The sequence below is a fragment of the Cupriavidus sp. GW822-FHT02D05 genome, from assembly GCF_058802485.1.
The window spans coordinates 76,471-96,839 of record NZ_JBXAOE010000004.1; the positions used below are offsets into that span (position 1 = coordinate 76,471).

The following is a 20,369-nucleotide window of genomic DNA, read 5'->3' on the forward strand; positions in this document are numbered from 1 at the left end:
CTCATCACCGGCGTCGAGGCCACCGGTGAACACCAAAGCAGGCTTAAATATTCCATCGATCCGCGATGGCCGCCAGACGCTGCCTGAGATCGTCGAACTCGCCGGACAAGCGCAGCGTCAGCGAGACATAGCCAGCCCATTGCGGCGCAACGGTGCCCGCAATTCGCGCAAGCGAACAAGTACCACGCGGCGCTAGGCGCGCCACCACGCCATGGGTCAACGCGCGCGCCATGCCGATCAGCATGGCGCTGATGCGGCGGTTTTCTTCGGCAAGATGGTCGCGCACGAATGCCTTGGCCTCTTCGTCGTCAACGCGCGGGCGCGTGGCCGCGAGCACTTCCAGCAAGCTGATGCACACGCGCATGCCATGCTGGATGGCTTCGAGCTGCTCCATCGATACATTGATCTCCTTGGCCACCGACGGCATCAGCGATCGCAGCTGCACCAGCAAGCTGCCTTGCAGCACCATGGCCCGCTGCAGCACGGCCCGGTCGAAGCCCGCGTCGTTGACGATGGCCGCATGCATCCTGGCGCAACTGCGCAGGGCCTCGGCCAGCTTGTAGCGCCACGTATAGGTGGCGTGCAGGGGCAGCGCGAAGGAGAACAGCAGTGCGATCGCGATGCCGATCAGCACATCCGCCGCGCGCCAGAGGCCGTCCGCAATGGCGTTCTCGCCATGGCCGGCGACGATAAAGATGGTAATGGCGGAGAGCAGCGCCACGTAGCCACCCTTGCCGATCGCGTGATACGCACAGACGGCGCAAGCGATCACGATCAGCGCGTAGCTGAGCAAGGGCGCGTGCAAATACGATTGCTGCAGGATGATCACCAGCCCCGCGCCCGCGCCGATCAGCGTGCCGAGCGCACGCTCGGCCGCCTTCTTGCGGATATTGCCGTGGTGCTGCAGGCCGCCGATGACCACCAGCAGCGTGATCGATGCCCATTCGCCATGGGGCAGGTGGATGCCGGTGGTCAGCGCGATGGACGTCAGCAGGCCAAGCGCTACCCTGGCTGCATGAATCACCTTGGCATGGCGGTAGCGCCGCGCCGGATCCAGCACCGGGCGCAGCACACGGCGCAGCCACGGATGGACACGGGAAAGCAGCATGCTGGTCATGCTGGCCCGCCGGCTTGCGCGATGCCTTCGTCCATGCGCTGCAGCAGGTATGGGAAGAAGGGGTTGAACGACATGCGGATCAGTGCATCCAGGCTGACAACAATGAAAGGCTGGGCGCAACCGCCCGGCTGGCACCAGCAAAAACTACGCTAGTGTCCTCCGCCTTCCACCGTAAGGCAACCGGTGCCCGGGCACACAGGCACGCGCCTTGCGCCATCTCAGCCTGCGGCGAAGGTCTCGCGCCCCTGCGCCACCAGCCGCACCAGCAGTGGCGCCGGCGTCCAGTGCTCGCCGTGGATGGCATTCAACGCCCGGATCTTGTCGAGCGTGCGGCCCAGGCCGATGGTCTCGGCATGGAACATCGGCCCGCCGCGCCAGGCAGGAAAGCCGTAGCCATGCACGTACACCACGTCGATATCCGCGGCACGCTGCGCGATGCCCTCCTCCAGGATGCGCGCGCCCTCGTTCGCCAGCGCGAGCATGCAGCGCTCGACGATCTCCTCGCCACTCACCTCGCGGCGTTCGATGCCGGCTTGCGCCGCGCAAGCGCGGATCAGCGCGTCGACCGCCGGATCGGGTAGCGGCGCGCGGCTGCCGGCTTCGTAGCGGTAGTAGCCCGCATTGGTCTTCTGGCCGAAGCGGCCTTGCTCGCAGATGCGATCGGCCACCTTGGAGTAGCGCAGGTGCGCGGGCCGCGTCGGCGCGAGCCGCTTGCGCGTGGCCCAGTTGATATCCATGCCGGCAAGATCGGCCATGGCCAGCGGGCCCATGGCCATGCCAAAGCGCGTGAGCGCGCCGTCCACCTGTTGCGGCGATGCGCCCTCCTCCAGCAGGAAGCCGGCCTCGCGCCAGTATGGCGTGAGCATGCGGTTGCCGACAAAACCTTCGCACACGCGCACCAGCACCGGGATCTTGCCGATGGCCTGGGCCATCTTCATGCAGGTGGCGATGACCTCCGGCGCGGTGCGCTCGCCCTGCACCACTTCCAGCAGCTTCATGACATTGGCCGGGCTGAAGAAGTGCAGGCCGATCACATCTTGCGGGCGCGAAGTGGACGCAGCGATGACGTCGATGCTCAGGCGCGAGGTATTGGTGGCGAGGATGGCGCCGGGCTTGCATAACGCGTCGAGCCAGGCGAACACGGCTTCCTTGACCGCCATGTCCTCGAAGACCGCTTCGATGACCAGGTCGGCGTCCGCCAGGTCGGCATCGGCCAGCGTGGGCGTGATGCATGCCATCCGCTGCGCAATATCCTGCGCCGTGAGCTTGCCCTTGGCGGCCGTGATCTCGTAGTTGCGGCGGATCATGGCCAGCCCCCGATCCAGCGCGGCCTGCTGCTGCTCCAGCAAGGTCACCGGAATGCCGGCGTTGGCAAAGGCCATGGCGATGCCGGCGCCCATGGTGCCGGCGCCGAGAATGCCCACCCGCGCCACCGTGCGCAGCGATGCGCCTGCCGGCAGTGCTGCCACCTTGGGCGCCTCGCGCTCGGCGAAGAAGAGGTGGCGCAGCGCCTTCGATTCCGTGCCTGCCACGAGCTGGTCGAAGCGGACACGTTCGTCGTCGAGACCGGCGTCGATCGGCAGGCGCGTGGCGGCTTCCACGCACGCAATGGCGGCGCGTTGCGCCAGCGCATTGCGCGCCTTGGCGTTAACCGCCGCGCTGCGCACTGCGAAGTCCACGCCAGCGGCATCGGCACAAGGCTTGCGCGCGATCACAGGATGGGCGCCCGGCAAACCCGCCACGCGCTCGGCGAAGGCCACGGCCGCGGCCAGCGGCTCGCCGTCGATCAGTGCATCGGCCATGCCGAGCGCCACCGCCTTGTCACCACGCACGGGCTTGCCGCCCTGGATCAGCGCCAGCGCCGCCGGTACGCCAATCAGGCGCGGCAGGCGCTGCGTGCCGCCGCCGCCCGGCACCAGCCCGAGGTTGACCTCCGGCAGCCCCAGGCTGGCATCGGCGCTGACGATGCGGTAGTGGCAACCGAGCGCCAGTTCCATGCCACCGCCCAGCGCCACGCCATGGATGGCGGCAACCACCGGCTTGGCCGACTGCTCGATGCGCGCGATCACCTGGCGCAAGGTGGGCTGCGCGCTGGCAGCCGGCGTATTGAACTGGCGGATATCCGCGCCGCCGCAGAACACCTTGCCGGCGCCGAGGATCACGATTGCCGTCACAGCAGCGTCTTGCGTGGCCTGGGCGATGCCGTCGAACAGACCAAGGCGCACGGTGTCCCCCAGGCCGTTCACGGGCGGGTTGTCGAGCAACAGGATGGCGATGCGGCCCTGGCGGCCGTATTGCACCGTAGGCACCGTAGGCACCGTAGGCACCGTAGCGGTAAGCGAGGTAAAGGCGGATGCCGAAGAATGGGAAGTCATGGGATTGCTCGGGCGCAAAGCGAGGTGGAGAGAATGGCCGTAGCCTGGCTGGACAGCACGCCGCCATTGCCATGCACCAGCGCAATGTCCGCGTCCTTGACCTGGCGGGCGCCCGCCTCGCGGCGCAGCTGCGTGACGGCCTCGATCACCAGGAAGATGCTGTACATGCCCGGGTGGAGGCAGGACAGCCCGCCGCCATTGGTGTTCATCGGGAACGCGCCGCCCGGCTCGATGCGCCCACCGGACACGAAGGCGCCGCCCTCGCCCTTGGCGCAGAAGCCGAGATCCTCCAGGAACAGGATCGGGTTGATGGTGAACGCATCGTAGAGCTCCACCACGTCGATATCGTCCGGCGTCAGGCCCGCCTCGGTGAATGCCCTGCGCCCGGACTCCACGGCGGGCGTGACCGTCACATCGTCCATGCAGGAAATCTGCCGGTGCCAGTGAGCATGGCCGCAACCCAGCACATACACCGGGCTGGCGTGCAGGCCGCGCGCGCGGTCAGCCCGCGTGACCACGAAGGCGCCGGCGCCATCGGTGACCAGGCAGCAATCACGCACCGTGAGCGGGTCCGAGATCATCTTCGCGTTGATGACGTCATCCACCGTGAGCGGGTCGCGCGAGAACGCATGGGGATTGAGCTGCGCCCACCTGCGCGCGGCCACGGCCACCTCAGCCAGTTGCGTGCGCGTGGTGCCGTACTGGTGCATGTGGCGCGCCGCGGCCAGCGCATAGCTGCTGGGCGGGTTGAAGGGCTTGTACGGGTGCTCGTAGGGCTGCGGGTCAAGCTCGGCCCGCATCTGGTTCTGGCGCGAGCTGCTCGGCACGCTGCGTGGCGTGCTGCCGTAGCAGATCAGTACGTTGTCGCATTCGCCCGCCTCGATCGCCATGGCGGCAATCTTCAGGTCGGCGATAAACGACGAGCCGCCAAACATCGTGCTATCGGAGAATCTCGGCCGGATGCCGAGGTACTCGGCCATGCGCATCACCCACCACGGCGAGGTGAGGCTGGAGGTGATGATGCCGTCGATCTCCTGCATGCGCAGTCCGCTGGCCTTCACCGCGGCATGCGCTGCCTGCGCGATGATCTCCTGCTCGGTACGCCCGCCGGCGTGGCCCAGGCCGGCCAGCCCGGTGCCGAGGATGGCGATGGCGCCGCGCTGCGAGCCGGATGTGCCTCTGGTGCTACCCATCATTGCGTCTCTCCCGGAGTGAATACGAGCAACGGCCCGGCTTCTTCGTGCGCGATCTGCACCTGCACGCGCATGCCGATGCGGACCGCATCCGGCGCGACGCCGGTGATGCGGCTCATCATCCTTGGCCCTTCGTCCAGGTCGACCAGGCAGACGTTGTAGTCGCCCTCCCTACGGCGCACCGTGGTGGTGGAGTACACGGTGCCGCGGCCCGAGGGCGCAAGCCATTGCAGCGTATCCGAGCCGCAGTGCGGGCAAAGCACGCGTGGAAAGAAGTGCCACCGGCCACAATCCGCACAGCGGGGAATGACGAAGCGGCCCTGGGCCAGTTGCCCAAAGTAGAAGGCGTCCGCGCCCTGGGCATCCTGCGTGGATGATTCGTCATGCATCGGTATGGCTCCGCCCTTGCTCGTTCACCGGCTCGTTCACCTGGCCGCCCACTTACTCGTCCACCTTCACGCCGGTAACCTGGACAGTGCGCTGCCACTTGGCCACCTCGGCCTCGACGTACTTTCGGAATGCCGCCGGCCCCAGCGTGCCCGCGGCTTCGGCGCTTTGCTTGCGCAGCTTGGCCGCCATCTCCGGCGAGCTCATGATGCGGTTGGCCTCCTGGTTCAGCCGCGCCACGATCTCCGGCGACGTGCCGGCCGGCGCGTACAGACCCAGCCAGGTGTAGAGGTCATAGTTCTTGAAACCGGCTTCGGCAATGGTCGGCAGATCGGGAAACAGCTTGCTGCGCTCCGCGCTGGTGACCGCGATCGGACGCAGCTTGCCGGCCGCGATAAACGCCGACACGCTCATGGAATCCTGGAACACCATCGGAATCTGCCCCGCCACCACATCGTTGGTCGACGGCGACGCGCCCTTGTACGGCACATGCACCAGCGGCACGCCCGCCACCTGCCTGAACAGCTCGCCGGCAAGGTGCGTGGAGCCGCCGACCCCGGCCGAGCCATACGGCACGCTGGGCTGCGATTTAGCCCACTTGATGAACTCCGGCAACGTCCTGGCCGGCACCGATGGGTTCACCACCAGCATGTTCGGCGCCTTGGCGATCAATGCGATCGGCTCGAAATCCTTCACCGGCTGGTAGCGCACGTTCTTCTGCACGGCCGGCCCGATCACATGGCCGGTCGCACTAAGCAGCAGCGTGTAACCATCGTTGGGCTTGCGCGCCACATACTCGGTAGCGATCTGCCCGGCAGCGCCGGGACGGTTCTCCACCACAAAGCTCTGCTTGAACGCCTGCGACAGTTCGGCCGCCAGCAAACGCCCCACGATATCGGTCATGCCGCCGGGCGCGAATGCCACCACGATGGTGACAGGCTTGCTGGGATACGGGTCCGGTTGGGCCAGCGCGGGCGCGCAGGCTGTCAGGGAAATCAGGGAACTAAGGGCGCTGCCGCACAAGGCGAGCAGGCGCAGGCGGGCCTGGATGGATTTCACGGTGTCTCCGGTCTTTCGTTCTTGTGTGCCGCCGCCTGGTCGACAAGAGGCGGAGAACGCCGCCATCGATGGCTTGGGGCTGCCGGCCAGTATATTTTTGTGGCCGGAGCCCGGCCATCCGAAAGATTCGAATCACCGGTTCGTGGAATTGGAACGCTCGGGGGGGTGGTTATCAAAGCCGGCGGGCGCTTGGCAGTTGCTCCGCTATGCCCGCATTCCGGCCAGCTTGCGGGACTGCCGCCGTACGCCGTCGAGAATTGCGTCGGCCAGGTCGGCGGGGAAACCTGCAGGCAGGCTGGCCGCGGCCGTGGACAGCACCAGGTCCGTTGCGGCGATCAGTTCCTGGATAAGCGCTTCGACGCTCTGCGTGCTCAAGCCGACCTGCCGGCCTTGTGCAAGCCAGTGCCTGCGGCGTATCTGCCCGATCAGGTAGTCGTTCTCGTTACCGCGAACCGCCATGGCCAGCTTCGCTTTCTGCGGCGCGACCTGGTTGCGGCCGGGCCCGATGATTGGGTGAGCCGAAAGCACATCGTAGAGCGGCGTGGACTGGTAACTGCCGCGCGGCAGTAGCGCAATGCTGAAATTCTTCGCATGGCCGTCTGTCGCGGCAAGTAGCCAGAACACCAGTTGCGCCTTGAAGAAGTTGCGCCTGTCCTTGCGCTCCCGCAATCGATAGGCGTAGCTCGTCGTCGCCATCGTAAGCACCCAGTGGCGCGGCGCTCGTGGTGTCGCGAAGCACGCGTGCGACCTGCGCTTCAGACAATGGCCTGCCGTTGATCGTCGTCAGGTCGACTGGCGCATCCCCCTCCTCCAGCAACTGCAGCGCGCCAACGCAATCGCGCCCCAGCACGGCTAGCAGTTCGAACGGCGTGACGCCGCCGGTCCGGTAGCGTTGCGCGAGGCGACGCCGGATGGCATCGCTGTCCGGCAGCAGATTGTCGAAGAAATCGGTGACGATGCGGCCCTTGTAGGACGCATTGGCCGGCAGGAATGGGAGGGACAGGGAAAGCGGGCGCCCTTGCTTGTCCTCGATCCACTCGTCAAAGTAGGTCAGCGACTCCACCTGCGCGCTCCCAGATGCCGACCGGGACGCCGTTCATCCAGATCTGCAGCCTTTGCTTGTGTGAGCGGCATCCCATGCCTACCAAGCCTCGCGCCGCTTCGGCGCGGTGGGCGCGGTCGCCTTCGCGCGCTTGGGCTTGGCGCAGGCGGCGCTATCTTGCGCCACCAATGCAGTCGCCGCGGTGCCTTGTCCCGGCGCCGACTGATAGGCGCTGGGACGCATGGCAGCCTGTGAGGCTACCGGACTCAATACCAGTTCCACCCCAAGAACTTGCAGGGTCCGGTAGAGACGCTCAATACTGGCCGCGGCGGGGTTGGCCTCCAGTTGGGCGTAGGACTGCTGCGTGATGCCCAGCTTGGCGGCAACCTCCGCCTGCGTCGGGTGACTGGCCTTGCGAAAGCCTTGCAGGATGGGACGTAGCTGGCTGATGGCTTTGATGGGATAGTCCATGGCGATCTCCGGCACATGTTATTTACCCAACAAACTATAGCTTGTTAAAACAGAATACAGGTTAAACAATGTAAATTGAAAATACAATCTATGTACTGTATTCCATCCAAGCTCATCCTCCGGTAAACAACTGGCTCGGCGCGATGTACACCCGGATCCCCTTGGCCTGCGCCACCTCAGGGAAGATGGTCCTCATATCGACCGAGGTCCCGCCAATGGCCTCCAGGAACGTCCAGCCAACAGTCTTGTCGCCGGCGCGGAAGGCCACCGATTCGCCGGATGCCACGTTCACGTAGTTCATGCCCGGGACCAGCGTGACCGTGCGGGTCGTCGTGCTCACGTCGGCGGGACTGCCGAACAGGGCGGCGACACGGGCGGCTTTGGTGGCCGGCGTGGGCGCCGTGGCGCTCCAGGCGGAGGGACTCGCAGAGGCGATGCCGAGGAGGGAGAGTGCCAGAGCGGCGGCGAGCGTTTGCTTCTTGTTCATCGTTTTTCCTTGTGCCTACCCTTGTCAGATCTGGGTACACGAGGAAAGTGTAGCGACGATGAATCTATTCTAAAAATGATATATTCATCGTGCATTCAGTCGCTTTTTTCATACTCAGTGGTGACGCCGGCAACTACGCGACCGGGGCGCCATCCTCGCGCGTGGCGGCAACACGCGGATCATTGAGCAGGAATTGCACGAACGCCGCCGTGAAGGACGGCAGCTTGCCTTCGGCGCGCACGATCAGGTTCAGCTCGCGTCGGGCCCAGGTTTCCGCCAGCCGCACGCCGGCTATCCGGGCTTCGCGCAGGGCCGCCGCGGCCACGCTGCGCGGTACCAGCGCCACGCCCACGCCGGCTTCGACCAGCGACAACGCAGCCTCGAAGCTGTGGGCGTGCAGCCGCACGTTGGGGCTTTTGCCGGCGCGCTGCGCCATGTCGCGCAGGAAGAGGAAGTTGCTGCTGCCGCGGCTCATGCAGACGAAATCGAAATCCAGCGCGGCGCCGAAGCGCAACTCGGCCTGGCGCGCCAGCGGGTGGCCGTTGGGCACCGCCAGGATCAGTTCGTCCACCGCGTAGCGCACAGCGCGCACGTCGCTGGCATCGATGTCGCCAGCCAGAATGCCGATATCGGCCTCCTGCGCGGCCACGGCGGAGGGAATCGCCTGGCTGGCGCGCTCTTCCAGGTCGATGTTGACGTCCGGGTTGGCCGCCAGGAAGCGGCTCACGCTGGGGATGATAAAACCGTTGAGCGAGCTGCTGTTGGCCAGCAGCCGTATATGGCCCTTGAGTCCGGCGGAAAAGCGCCCGACCTCGCCATGCATGCGCTCCACGCCGCGCAGCAGTTCGCGCACGTGCACCAGCAAGGTCTCGCCGGCAGGGGTGAGTTCCATGCCGCGCGCGCTGCGCACGAACAGGGCCGTGCCCATCGCGTGTTCGAGATTCTTGAGGCGGTAGCTGGCGGCGGATGCCGTGATGTGGATAGCGGAAGCACCGCTGGAAAGGCTTTGTGCTTCGGCAATCGCCTGGAACAGGCGCAGGTCGGTGAGTTCGTAGCGCACTGTGTCTCCGGGGTCCGTCTTCTTGTTTCGCTGGTTGCCACTTGAGGCGGCACGCGAGACAAAGCAGCCGGCCCCGCGCAAGGGATGCTCATTTTAGAACATTGCGCGGGGCCGGCCCGGGGACCCTCGGGATCCGGATCTACGCTTAGACCAGCGTCAGGCGCACGTCGATATTGCCACGCGTGGCATTCGAGTACGGGCAGACCACGTGTGCCTTGTCGACCAGGTCTTGCGCGACGGCGCGGTCCAGGCCGGGCAGCGCGATGTTCAGGTCCACCTCGATGCCAAACCCGGTGGGAATGGCGCCGATGCCGACCTGGCCGGTGATGGCGGTGTCGGCAGGCAGTGCCACCTTGTCACGCGCCGCCACGAACTTCAGCGCGCCGAGGAAGCAAGCCGAGTAGCCAGCCGCGAACAGTTGTTCCGGGTTGGTGCCGGCACCACCCGCGCCACCCAGCTCGCGCGGGGTGGCCAGCTTGATATCCAGGGCGCCATCGGACGACACGGCGCGGCCGTCACGGCCTCCGGTTGCGGTGGCGGAAGCACGGTAGAGGACTTTTTCGATCGACATGATGACACTCCTGGCTAGTTGATAAAACTGGCTCATCGAGCCTTGGGTTGGAGAAAGCCTGTTCGCTTTCCATATTTAATAGCTAGCTATTAAATAGCACGCTATATATTAAACAATCAAAACGGGCTGTCAAGTTGTTCAGCCCACCATCAGCCGCCGCTCCCATCACGCCGGCGCCTTGATCCTTAGCCGCCGGCCGCTACGGCAAACCGCTCGCGCAACTGGTCCAGCTCCGCCTTCACGGCCACCACCTGATCGACGCTGCAGCCCGAGGCACACAGCACCGCGCGGGGCACCGCCTGCGCCGGCTCCTTGAGCGCATGGCCTTCGGCGGTCAGCGTGACAATGACCTGACGCTCGTCGGCAACGGCACGTTCACGCCGCAGCAGTTGCTGCGCTTCCATGCGCTTGAGCAGCGGGGTCAGCGTGGCCGAATCCAGATGCAGGCGGCCGCCGATTTCCGACACGGTCAGGCCATCGGCTTCCCACAGCACCATCATCACCAGATACTGCGGATATGTCAGGCCCAGCGGCGCCAGCAACTTGCGGTACAGCTTGTTCAGCGCAAGCGACGTGGCGTACACGGAAAAGCAGAACTGCTGGTCCAGAAGCAACGCCGACGCGGCATTTGCCGTGGCGTCGTGTGCCGCCTGCTTGGTCCGGGAGGTGCGTTTCGTGTCCATGGGCTGAAATATACATAGCGCACGATTTAATTGCAAGCTATTTTTAATGAGCACATTGCATCACTTTCAATCACGCTTTTCGCACAGGACATCCTGCGTGGCCACTTCCGGCTTGACCGAAATCAGGGAAGCCTTCAGATGCCCAGCCCGCCGAGCGACTTTCCACCGTCGACGAACAGCGTCTGGCCTGTAATGAAGCTGGTATTGTCAGAGGCGAAAAACGCAATCGCCTTAGCGATATCATCCGGCTTTGCTGCCGCGCCGCCTGGCTCCAGCGCCACTGCGGAAGCATATTGGTCGGCGGGCATCCTGCGCGACATCGGCGTATCGGTGAATCCGGGAGCGATCGAGTTCACGGCAATCTTCTTCGCGCGCTACTCCATGACCTCGATCGATGGATAGACAGATTCGAATGTCATATAGATCGGAGGTCCGCCGTCCTCGATGCGCTCGGCACGCATGATGCGCACGGAGATAACGCCAGGAAAGCGCTTCATCAGAGGCCGCAATTCGGACGCCATGAACCGATCGAAAGCCATACGGTTCTCCGGGTCGACATCGCCCTGCAAGCATGCACAACGTACGATCACGGTCTCTCCTCAACGAAACTCGCTCTGGCGGCGGCATCCTGCGGCCGCGCTGGCCGCCAGCGCAGGGTTGCCAGCCCTAGCCATTGGCACCCAGCGCCGCAAATCAAAAAATGTGGTTCATGCCAATGCTCACCGCGCTGTTGCCGGCGCCGGCATTGCCAACATCATTCGCATTCCAGACACGATAGAAACCGGTCGCTGCGGTGTTCGGCGCATTGTTCCGGATATGCGCGTATGACGTGTAGATGCTGGTCCGCTTGGACAGGTCGTAGACATAGCCCACGGCGAACTGCTGGGCATCGTTGTTCGCCGCCGTGCGATCGTTCTTGTAGATGTAGGAGAGGATGGCGCGGCCCGATCCAATCGGCACGGAAGCCCCGACCAGCACATCCTCCGACTTGTAGTTGGGCGTGCCAGGAACGATCGCGCCGCGATTGACGACATAGTTGAAGTACCCCGTTGCGATGCCGAAATCGTACTTCGCGCCAAAGAAGACCTCGCGGGCATTCTTGCCCGGTCCGTTGGCATCCTGGGCATCGGCGTAAGCCAGTTTCGCCTTGAACGGGCCACGCGTATAGCCGAGAGACGCGCCAAGCTGGCTGTTGGTATTGGTGCTTCCGGCAACCTCGCCAAAGCTGTACGACACTTCGCCTTCGAGGCCCGCGAGCGAGCCAGGCAGGTTGTATTTCACGGCATTGTCGAAACGGTTGCTGCCGCCACGCCCACCAGCCGAAATCAGGTTGGCGGAAGTGCCGGCCAGGCCCGTGACGAAGGGATCCATTTCGACCTGGGCGTAGGCCAGCGTCGTGTACTGGCGCCCCAGGGTCAGCCGACCATAGCGCGAGTCCAGTCCCAGGTAGGACTGGCGGCCGAACAACAGGCCGCCCTGCCCCGAAGCGCCGGTGTCCATCAGGATGCCCGCCTCAAGCGTGAAGAAGGCGGCCAATCCGCCCCCCAGCTCTTCCCGCCCGCGCATACCAACACGGGATCCCGCCATCATCCCGCTGGTGACCTTGGTCACGGAACCGGCAGCGGCGCCGCTTTCACGGACAACGCCCATGTCCGTCACGCCATAGAGGGTCACGCTGGACGACTGCGCCCAGGCCCCGCTCATTCCTCCCGTTGCGCCGATTGCTCCCACCGCGCCAAACACCATCAATGCCCGCTTCATTCCCTTCCCTCCAGCCGTTCGAATCGAATCGTTTTGATTCCAAGAGAGACGGACTTTCCCCGCTCTCTCGGACTCGCCCTGCTCGCGAAGCTGCCCCTACTGCGCGGGCAGCATCAGCAATCACGCAAGAAATTTACAAATTCCATGACTTCATACAAATCAGGATCCAGCGCGCACAAAACCCACCCCGAGCGAAACGACGGGGGAAAACAGGTGCAATGCGATTTCAGGGACGGCTGCGTAGCGGCGCAGCCCGCCCGGATGGTCTGGCTAGATCACAGCAAGTCGGAGAAATGCCCGACCGAGTCGGCCAGTGAGTGAGCCGCATGAAATCCGAGTTCGCGCCTTGCCGCGCTAACGTCTGACGGCGCGGGCCGCACATGGGGGAAAGCGGCAAAGCCGCCCTCCGGCAGACGCAACTCCGCTACCCGCAGCGCCGGGTAGCACTGGCGGACCACATCGATGAATTCGGTGACCGAGAACCAATCGCCGGTCGCAATGTTGTACACGCGCTGTTGCGGCGCCTGCGCCCGCAGCGCGGCAAGGTTAGCCGCGGCGCAATCGCGTGCATCGATGAACTCCTCACGGCCGTTCCAGAGAAGGATCGGATCGTCCAGGTGCGCGGTTTCATCCAGGCGGCCTGCCTGCAGCAAACTGGTCAGCAGCCTTCCGGGCACACTGGTCACCGCATCCCCCCCTGCGCCGAGCACCGCGCCGTAGCGCAGCACGACAACGCTCACGCCGTACAGCGACGCGTACGCTAGCGCCAGGTGCTCACTCGCGATCTTGGTGGCGGCATAGATGCTGGCCGGCCGCTCACTCACGATGCGATACGGGAAATCCTCGACGATGGGCGTAGCCGGCAGCGAGGCGAACGCCGAGTACATGACGGTCGTGGAACTGGCGATGACCACACGACCGAGCTTGCGCTGCCTCGCCAGCTCCAGCACGTTGGCGGTACCGATTGTATTGACGCGGATTCCGGCCAGCGGGTCCTTGCGGATTGCCGTGGACAGCAGCGCCGCGGTGTGCACGATCGCGGTGACACCGTGTTCGTCTGCCAACTGGCTGAGCCTGTTGAAATCCGTGACGTCGCAAAGCTCAAGTGGCAGCGTGCCCAGGTCTTGTGGCGCCGGATGCTTTACGTCCACCAGCAAGACGGGTTCCCCCTGGGCTTGCAGCTGGCTGGCGGTCAGTCGGCCGATCAGGCCGGCACCGGTTATCAAGGTAGTCATATTGAGTTCTCCGCGCCCAACGCAGATTCGCTGATTGCCGGAAGACTAATCCGCCTGGATGCCGAATTCCTTGACCAGCTTGCCGTAGCGCGCATAGTCCGAGGCAATGAGCTTGCCCAGCGTGGCCGGGTCGCTACCCTGGGCCGTCACGGCAATGGTGGCCATGCGGGCAACCACATCGGGCATCTTCAGGATTTCGTTGAAGTGGCCGTTCAGCGTGCGCACAAGCTCTGCCGGCATCCCCTTCGGTCCGACCACGGCTTGCCAGGCCCCGACCTCGGCGTCCTTGTATCCCAACTCGGCAAGCGTCGGCACGTTGGGCGCAAACGGCGAGCGCTTCTGGTCGGCCACGGCAAGAGGCATCAGCTTTCCGGAGGGAAAATATTGCGCAACCGGTCCCAGCGTCGAGTACATCATCGGGACCTGGCCGCCAAGCAGATCAACGACCGCTGGTGCGCTGCCGCGATAAGGTACCTGCATGATCTTCACGCCCGCCGACTTGTTGAAGAGCTCGGCAAGGATCTGCATCGGCGAACCATTGCCGGGGCTGGCATAGCTCTGCAGGCTGCCCGACTTCGCGTGCGCCACAAGGTCCTCCATCTTGTTCACGCCGGCGGCCTTGTTCACGATCACGAACAACGACTGGGTCCCGAGCAGCGCGATTGGCGTCAGGTCTTTTTGCGGGTCGTACGACGCGCCAGTGCCCGGGCGCAGCACGTGCGGCGAGATGGAGATGGTGTTCGGCGCAAACAGCAGCGTGTAGCCGTCGGCCGCCGCCTTCGCCACGTATGCCGTGCCGATCGTCCCACCCGCGCCTGAGCGGTTCTCCACCACCACTGGCTGCCCCAGGCGGCCGGTGAGCTTCTCGGCAAACAGGCGTGCCAGCACGTCCGTGTCGCCGCCCGCCGGATAGGCCACGACGAGGGTGACGGGCTTGGTCGGATAGCCGCCCTGTGCCCAGGTGGCACCGGTGGCCAGGACGGAGACAACGGCTGCGATGGCAACCAACACCTTGCGCCTTTCGAAATGCTTCATGACAACCCTCTGGAAGTTATTTAGACCTGCACATATGCACTCTTGATCACGCAGCCTCATGCGCCATGAGGCCCTCTTTGCCACGCCCCATCTGTTCATATATGAAACATATGTTCACATAAGGAATGTGAAAAATTATAAATTTTTCTCGATCAAATAAGCGTTGGTACAAACCCTAAACAACGCCGGGGCGAACAAATCATGCCGAGCGTCGGAAGGAAATGGGGAGGGAGGTACGGAGGGCAGCGGATCGCTGAGTGCCGCTTCGTTTACCAGCGTTGCAGGCACACAGCCGTATCTGGCTGCGGCAATCCCTTTAGCTCACAATTTCGTTGAACTCCGATAATTTATGAAAGATGATCCCAGGTATATAATTCTGCGCTCCTGAGTTTTTCCCGAAACCCGCCGAGATTCACCATAGAAGAGGGATCATGCGGACTACAGACTTGCTGCGTAAGCTGCAGAACACCGAACCCGCTCCAGCGCAGACCATCTCCGAGCGGGCGTATCAACTGCTGCGCGCGGACATCATCGCGGGCGGCCTGGCCCCCGGGGAAAAGCTTCGCCTCCAGGCGCTGCAACAGCGCTACGAACTGGGTGTCAGCCCGATTCGCGAGGCACTGATGCTGCTCTGCGGCGAAGGACTCGTCAGCAACGAAGGCCAGCGTGGGTTCAGCGTTTCGCCGCTGTCCAGGAGCGACCTGCTCGACCTGATGAGCGCGCGCACGTCGATTGAGTTGTTGCTGCTGGAAGATGCCATCGCGCACGGCGACGACGATTGGGGTGCAAACATCATGGCCGCCTACTACAAGCTGACCAAGGCCCGGCTCCCGACGGATGCTTCAGATACTGTCGCCGTCGAACTATGGGAATCGGCGCATCGCCGCTTTCATTTCGCGCTGGTCTCCGCGGCCACTTCGAGATGGCTGCTGCGCATCGACGAACAACTGGTGGATCATTCGGAGCGGTATCGCCGTATCCGCCTGGCTTATCCGCGCTCCAGCAAAGAGCTGGCCAACGATGTCCTCAAGGAACACCTGGACCTGATGGAAGCCGTCCTCGCCCGCGACACCGCGAAGGCCTCCAAGCTGCTGCGCCAGCACCTGATGCGCACGGCCGACGTACTCAGCAAACGCTTCGCGGAGTAGCCCGCGCCACCGGTCAACGCGGAAATGCGCTGCCCCAATTGTGGGCAGCGCCCGGTGTTTCCGCGCACCTGCATTCAGCGAACTTGCGTGTTCGCTCGTTCACGTACATGGTTCGCCGACTTAGCCAGCTTGCACGGAAGTCAGCGAAACATAGGCAACGATCTCAATGCGCATGCCAGGCACCACCAGCGCCTTTGCAATCACGGTCGAGCGGTTTGGATAGGGCGCGGCAAAGAACTCCCGATACACGGCATCGACAACGGGCACATCGCCGGCATCCACCAGCGTGACCAGCACCTGGGCAACACACGACAGATCCGCGCCCGCCGCCTCGGCTGCCATCCGCAGGTTTTCGAAAGTGAGCCGCGCCTGAATCGCGATGTCCCCGGTATCGACCGAGCCATCGCGGCGAACCGGGCCATGCGCCGTGAACAGCAGCCCCGCCGCCTTGGTTGCCCAAGAGAAGGGCTGGCCCGGTACGGGCAGGCCGATATCGATCACCTCTTTCATTGTGACGTCTCCTCGACGAGCGCGGAAAGCCGCGCGAACCACGGGTGCGAAGGATCCTTCAGCGCAGTGTGCGTTCGGAAGTGATCCTCCCCTTGTTGCACATGGCATGCGACCGGGCCGGCCTGGCAAGCCAGCATGGCGCGCAGGCGGCGGTTAGAGAGAACCACGCGCTCGCTATCGTGCTCGCCGTAACTCAGGATCATGGGGACGGTGTTGCCTGCGGCCCAGCACAATGGGCTCATAACAGCGTCAAGATCGGGCGCTTCCAGCAGCATGGTATAGACCCGGTCCTCCAGGCTTTGCGGCAGCGGGCTCGGATGATGGAGATCCATGATGCCGCTGATCGGCAGGCAACCTCGGATCGCCTCGGGCCCGACACCGGCCGCGCGCAAGGCCGGTGTACGCAGCGCCGCCATTGCCGCGATCCCGCCCCCGGCGGAATGCCCGGCCAGGTAAAGCCGGCTGGCGTCCCCACCGAGCGCCCCAATCCGTCGGGGCAATTCCGCCAGGAGCGCCACGGCGTCGTCAAATGCCGCGGGCAAACGATGCGCCGGCGCCAGCCGATAGGTCGGCGCAACCAGGACCATGCCCAGGCGGATCACGTTGGACGCCAGGAAGGAGACGTACTCCTTATAGCCATTCGTCCATCCCCCACCGTGCCAGAACACAAGCACGGGCGCATTGCGCAAGGTGTTGGCGGTAAACACGTCATAGCTGTGCTGGCGGTCCGGTCCATAGCGCAGGTCACGCGCCGCCGTAATGCCGCCGGGCAGATCCTGGGACCAGTCCAACACGGTCTGCTCGTATGTGCGGGCCGCCTCAGTGGGCAGTTGCGCCTGCGGTTCATGGGAAGTTGGGTCTGAAGTATTCAATCTGGTCTCGGTCGAATCGGCATGTCTCGCCGCGTGTTCTTGCTTGGGTGTCATGCGGGCTGCAAAGCGCGGCCTGCCTTCTCCATGGCGGGCGCGCCCGCGTGCTCGACAATGTATTTAAATATGCATAGCAAGTCAACAAACACAAATCGCAATTATTTATAAATTATTGCGACACGTACAATTCAGCACACAGAGGGCCGCAGGCGCGCTGTGCTGCCGGGATCGGTATGAATGTGGTGGCGGCCAGGAGCAGGAGCCGCTATGCAGCTGCTCGATTACACGGGCTTTGCCGCGAAGCTCTCCGTCGGCGTGCCCTGGTGAAACGACATCTGCCAACCCTTGTCAGTCAGCGTCCAGATCGAGGTGCGCAGGGTGTGCCGCTCCAGCCGGCTGTCCGGCTGCTGGCAGGCAGAGCGGTAGTTCAGCATGGCCACGCCCGGCGCAAGCGAGCGCAGCGAGAAATCCTGCGCCCAGATCGTGCCCGAGGCGGCTTCGGTGGGCAGCTCGTCCAGCGTGTCGGCCTTGGTATAAATGCCACCCGAGCGGCCAAACTCCAGGAAGTCGTCGTGCAGCAGCGCGTCCAGCCGATGGCGATCGCCGCGCGCGGCGGGACGGTGCAGTTCGGTTTCGAGTTGCCGGAGCAAGGGCAGCAAATCGATCTCTTGGTTCTCGTTGTTCATGTCGTGGTGCTCCTTGGTGTTCCCGCCAGCGCTCTGCATCCTGCCTCACTGCGCGTCGTCGTCCATGCCAATGGCAGTCGTGTCGATTCTCTCGACCTTGCCTTTTTGCCGCACCTCCGTGCGCAGCACGAACGCTTCCGTCGGGCAGTACCAGTCGGTGACGTTCATGATCGCGGGCTCGGTCTGGATGAGGTCGTCGCCCATCATCAATGGCCCCAGCGAGGTGCGCTTTTCGTAAGTGATCGGCATGCATTCGCGGCGGCCCAGCATGGTCTCGATGGATTGCGCACGGCCGACACGCCGCTCGCCAACCGAGACCGAGGCCGATGGCGCGCGAATGGTCGTGACCATCTCGTCCGTTGCCAGGCTGTGGATCTCGAGATCCAGGCTGGAACTGAGCGTCTCGCCCGGCAGCACCACGCCCTCCCGTATCGCAAGGCCCGCGTAGCTGAGCACGCCTTTGCCCTGGAACGATGCCTGTCCGAACAGCCGCGTGTAGCGCGCCTGCGCATTGATGGTGGCGCGCTGGCTGCTCACGCTGCCGACCGAGCCGGCCGCCGCGCCGCGGTCGAATGTCATCTTGTGGACCTGGTCCATGACGACCGGCGGGCCCATCATGGCCGCCAGCGCCGACTTCGAGTGAATCGACAGCCAGGCGCTGCAGCCATTATCCGTGAGCGTCGGGTTCCGGATGGTCATGGTGATCGACATCGGCATGTCGCCACTGGCCTCCATCTGCGCCCGCGCGCCGGACTGGAACCAGGGCGCGTCGCAGATGGTGCCGGGCACGCCCTGCGCCGGGTTATCGGCGGGGCCTTGCTGCGCCAGGGCTTCATCGGCGAGCCCGCATAGCAGCAATGGAAGCAGCACCGCACCCAGCCGCCTGAAGGCGGGCTTCGGCCCGTGAGGGTGAGCAGTCATGTCGTGTCCCGAGCAAAAAACCTGCCGCTGGCGCTTCCCCATGGGTCGGGGTCTCAACCCGGACGGGCCGCCAGCACGCCCAGAAGGTAGCACTTGGCATGACGCCCCACAACCCGGATTGGCGCCAGCACCAAAGAATCCAAGCCCAGGAAGAAAATGCCTAATTCGGCTCTCGGCCGGATTGAGGCGGAACGGCCGCCGCCGGGCCGGGACGGCCACCGAATACGGGGTAAGGCACGCCGCGCGCCGGATCCGCCGTGATCTGGTCGACCACGATCTCCACGTCGGCAACTTCGCGCAATGCGGCCACGAAGGGCTGCCCGGGGAAACCCCGCCCCACGCAGCCCTGCACCAGCAGCCAGCGGCCCCGCACGGTGAGCCACAGCGAGGATTCCCGCCAGCCCGGCAGCGTGATCGACAGCGACTGCAGGCGGCGCTGCGTACTTTCCACGATTTCCTTCTCGTACTGGTAGGCATTGCCGAGACGGCAGCGGCCTTCGACATAGCAGTGGTTGCCGTCCTCGATCCGGTGATGGGCGTCGCGCCGCCATTGTGCTTCGTCCACGCGAGGCCCGAGCGGCTCCGGGCAACTGGCGATGCGCGACGAGATCTGGAAGAAGGGATCGTGGCCACGGTTTTCCTGGTCGCTGTCGGCGCCGCGCGCCGGCCATGCCAGCATGGCGGTGCCGGCCAGCGCCGCCATGGCGATCAGCACGGGCAAGGACAAAGAGCGGACGGGCATGGCAAGCTCCTTGAGGGCGGCTCTCGTCTGCGTAGGATAGAACCGGCTGGCCTGCGCGCAAAGCCCGGCCATGCGCGAGCGTCCAGGCTCAGCTGCCCTGCTTGCGCGCCAGCCACGCGCCCCAGAACAGGCTGCCGAAGAAGCGTTGCGGCGCGGCAAAGCCCGCCTCGGCCAGCAGCGCCTGCACGGCAGCCTCCGAGTGCGGCGGGTCCGCGCCTTGCAGGATCTTGCCCAGCTTGGCCTGGACCTCGTCGGCGCTGGCGCCTTGCATGCGCCAGCGCTCGCCCCACGCAGCCAGCAGCAGCGGCTCGCTGGCATAGGCGCGGTAATTGCCGGCGAGGATCAGCGGCGCGCCCGGTTTCAGGCGGGCTGCGATGGCGCGCAAGATATCGCGCTTGGCGTCGTCCCCCGGCAGGTGATGCAGCACGCCGATCAACGTGGCGGCGTCGAAACGCGGCGTGGCGGGCAGGTCCTCCACCACGCCCGGCACGGCATGCGTGCGCTCGGCCAGCCCGGCCTGGGCGACGCGCGCCATGGCAAGGTCCAGCATCGGCGCCGACGGATCGACCGCCGTGAAGCGCCACGCCGGCTCCAGCCTGGCCGCGCAAACGATCTCCTGTGCCGTGCCGCCGGCGCCGACCACCAGCACCTCGGCCGCGCGCCCGGTGCCGAGCGTTGCCGCCAGCATGCAGGCGGACAGTTCATGGCAGGCGTCGTAGCCAGCCAGCGCGATGCGGCTTTGCTTTTCGTACTCGCCAGCGCGGCCGGGGTCGAATTTGGCTGCGGGATCAGCGGCGGCGGTTTTATTGGGGCTCATGGAAGCGTTCCTTTTCGTTCGCTCTGTCTTGTTGCAGGGAGATGACCCTGAACAGCCTAAAGGGCCGGTCCCTGCGCGACAAGATGACAACTTATGCTGGGATGAAACCTACCAGCTCAAGGTTGAATACAAAAACGGAAACGAACCCGTCGCGAAGGCGTCGACGCGGCAGATGGAACGCACCCCGGCGCATCAACGCA

22 protein-coding genes and 1 pseudogene are annotated in these 20,369 nt (G+C 64.7%); 1 reads left to right on the plus strand and 22 read right to left on the minus strand.

Features of this window, described 5'->3' with window-relative positions; all coding sequences use genetic code 11:
• Nucleotides 1-43 precede the first annotated feature (43 nt).
• The 16 genes and pseudogenes from AC1RQK_RS06890 to AC1RQK_RS06965 form a co-directional block, all read right to left on the minus strand.
• Nucleotides 44-1,117, minus strand: a complete 1,074-nt coding sequence (locus AC1RQK_RS06890) for an FUSC family protein (RefSeq protein ID WP_492808180.1) — start codon at nt 1,115-1,117, stop codon at nt 44-46.
• A 218-nt stretch (nt 1,118-1,335) separates the two neighbouring features.
• Nucleotides 1,336-3,492, minus strand: a complete 2,157-nt coding sequence (locus tag AC1RQK_RS06895; RefSeq protein ID WP_492808181.1) for a 3-hydroxyacyl-CoA dehydrogenase NAD-binding domain-containing protein — start codon at nt 3,490-3,492, stop codon at nt 1,336-1,338.
• On the minus strand, nt 3,489-4,688 hold the full coding sequence (locus AC1RQK_RS06900; RefSeq protein ID WP_492808183.1) for a thiolase family protein: 1,200 nt from the start codon (nt 4,686-4,688) through the stop codon (nt 3,489-3,491). Before AC1RQK_RS06900 ends, AC1RQK_RS06895 begins: the two co-directional genes overlap by 4 nt.
• Entirely contained in the window at nt 4,685-5,074 is a 390-nt protein-coding gene (locus tag AC1RQK_RS06905) for a Zn-ribbon domain-containing OB-fold protein (protein ID WP_492370438.1), read from the minus strand. The genes AC1RQK_RS06900 and AC1RQK_RS06905 overlap by 4 nt, the downstream gene beginning before the upstream one ends.
• A 52-nt stretch (nt 5,075-5,126) precedes the next feature.
• On the minus strand, nt 5,127-6,131 hold the full coding sequence (locus tag AC1RQK_RS06910; RefSeq protein WP_492370439.1) for a tripartite tricarboxylate transporter substrate binding protein: 1,005 nt from the start codon (nt 6,129-6,131) through the stop codon (nt 5,127-5,129).
• Nucleotides 6,132-6,335: 204 nt separating this feature from the next.
• A pseudogene (locus tag AC1RQK_RS06915) lies at nt 6,336-7,270 on the minus strand (HipA N-terminal domain-containing protein).
• A gap of 2 nt (nt 7,271-7,272) precedes the next feature.
• Entirely contained in the window at nt 7,273-7,644 is a 372-nt protein-coding gene (locus tag AC1RQK_RS06920) for a helix-turn-helix domain-containing protein (RefSeq protein WP_492808186.1), read from the minus strand.
• Between the two features lie 112 nt (nt 7,645-7,756).
• Nucleotides 7,757-8,131: a CzcE family metal-binding protein gene (locus AC1RQK_RS06925; protein WP_492808188.1), complete on the minus strand. Its 375-nt coding sequence runs from the start codon at nt 8,129-8,131 to the stop codon at nt 7,757-7,759.
• A gap of 133 nt (nt 8,132-8,264) precedes the next feature.
• Nucleotides 8,265-9,191, minus strand: coding sequence for a LysR substrate-binding domain-containing protein (locus AC1RQK_RS06930; protein ID WP_492370442.1), 927 nt, complete (start codon nt 9,189-9,191; stop codon nt 8,265-8,267).
• A 145-nt stretch (nt 9,192-9,336) separates the two neighbouring features.
• Nucleotides 9,337-9,762 carry an organic hydroperoxide resistance protein gene (locus AC1RQK_RS06935; protein ID WP_492370443.1) on the minus strand — a complete coding sequence of 142 codons (426 nt, stop codon included), beginning with the start codon at nt 9,760-9,762 and terminating at the stop codon, nt 9,337-9,339.
• Nucleotides 9,763-9,947: 185 nt separating this feature from the next.
• Nucleotides 9,948-10,445, minus strand: a complete 498-nt coding sequence (locus tag AC1RQK_RS06940) for a MarR family winged helix-turn-helix transcriptional regulator (RefSeq protein WP_253931624.1) — start codon at nt 10,443-10,445, stop codon at nt 9,948-9,950.
• 134 nt (nt 10,446-10,579) lie between these two features.
• Complete coding sequence (locus AC1RQK_RS06945; protein WP_492370444.1) at nt 10,580-10,801, minus strand: SDR family oxidoreductase; 222 nt, start codon at nt 10,799-10,801, stop codon at nt 10,580-10,582.
• An 18-nt stretch (nt 10,802-10,819) separates the two neighbouring features.
• The gene (locus AC1RQK_RS06950) at nt 10,820-11,035 is read right to left on the minus strand and encodes an EthD domain-containing protein (RefSeq protein ID WP_492370445.1); all 216 of its coding nucleotides are present in this window, start codon (nt 11,033-11,035) and stop codon (nt 10,820-10,822) included.
• Between the two features lie 103 nt (nt 11,036-11,138).
• The gene (locus AC1RQK_RS06955) at nt 11,139-12,206 is read right to left on the minus strand and encodes a porin (RefSeq protein ID WP_492808192.1); all 1,068 of its coding nucleotides are present in this window, start codon (nt 12,204-12,206) and stop codon (nt 11,139-11,141) included.
• A gap of 275 nt (nt 12,207-12,481) precedes the next feature.
• A complete protein-coding gene (locus AC1RQK_RS06960) occupies nt 12,482-13,441 on the minus strand; it encodes an NAD-dependent epimerase/dehydratase family protein (RefSeq protein ID WP_492808194.1) in 960 nt (319 codons plus the stop codon).
• Between the two features lie 45 nt (nt 13,442-13,486).
• The gene (locus AC1RQK_RS06965; protein ID WP_492808196.1) at nt 13,487-14,476 is read right to left on the minus strand and encodes a Bug family tripartite tricarboxylate transporter substrate binding protein; all 990 of its coding nucleotides are present in this window, start codon (nt 14,474-14,476) and stop codon (nt 13,487-13,489) included.
• 431 nt (nt 14,477-14,907) lie between these two features.
• Here AC1RQK_RS06965 and AC1RQK_RS06970 point away from each other — a divergent pair, with 431 nt between their 5' ends.
• Nucleotides 14,908-15,624 (plus strand): FCD domain-containing protein, encoded by a 717-nt coding sequence (locus tag AC1RQK_RS06970; RefSeq protein ID WP_492370449.1) that lies wholly within the window; start codon nt 14,908-14,910, stop codon nt 15,622-15,624.
• A gap of 120 nt (nt 15,625-15,744) precedes the next feature.
• Here the strand turns inward: AC1RQK_RS06970 and AC1RQK_RS06975 are convergent, their stop codons facing one another.
• The 6 genes from AC1RQK_RS06975 to AC1RQK_RS07000 all read right to left on the minus strand — a co-directional run bounded on the left by AC1RQK_RS06975 (nt 15,745) and on the right by AC1RQK_RS07000 (nt 20,169).
• A complete protein-coding gene (locus tag AC1RQK_RS06975) occupies nt 15,745-16,134 on the minus strand; it encodes a RidA family protein (RefSeq protein WP_492370450.1) in 390 nt (129 codons plus the stop codon).
• Nucleotides 16,131-17,060, minus strand: coding sequence for an alpha/beta hydrolase (locus tag AC1RQK_RS06980; RefSeq protein ID WP_492370451.1), 930 nt, complete (start codon nt 17,058-17,060; stop codon nt 16,131-16,133). Before AC1RQK_RS06980 ends, AC1RQK_RS06975 begins: the two co-directional genes overlap by 4 nt.
• 224 nt (nt 17,061-17,284) lie before the next feature.
• Entirely contained in the window at nt 17,285-17,689 is a 405-nt protein-coding gene (locus tag AC1RQK_RS06985) for a nuclear transport factor 2 family protein (RefSeq protein WP_492370452.1), read from the minus strand.
• A gap of 45 nt (nt 17,690-17,734) precedes the next feature.
• Nucleotides 17,735-18,610, minus strand: a complete 876-nt coding sequence (locus tag AC1RQK_RS06990; protein WP_492808198.1) for a hypothetical protein — start codon at nt 18,608-18,610, stop codon at nt 17,735-17,737.
• Between the two features lie 160 nt (nt 18,611-18,770).
• Nucleotides 18,771-19,289 (minus strand): BON domain-containing protein, encoded by a 519-nt coding sequence (locus AC1RQK_RS06995; RefSeq protein ID WP_492370593.1) that lies wholly within the window; start codon nt 19,287-19,289, stop codon nt 18,771-18,773.
• Between the two features lie 151 nt (nt 19,290-19,440).
• On the minus strand, nt 19,441-20,169 hold the full coding sequence (locus tag AC1RQK_RS07000; protein WP_492808199.1) for an SAM-dependent methyltransferase: 729 nt from the start codon (nt 20,167-20,169) through the stop codon (nt 19,441-19,443).
• Nucleotides 20,170-20,369 lie beyond the last annotated feature (200 nt).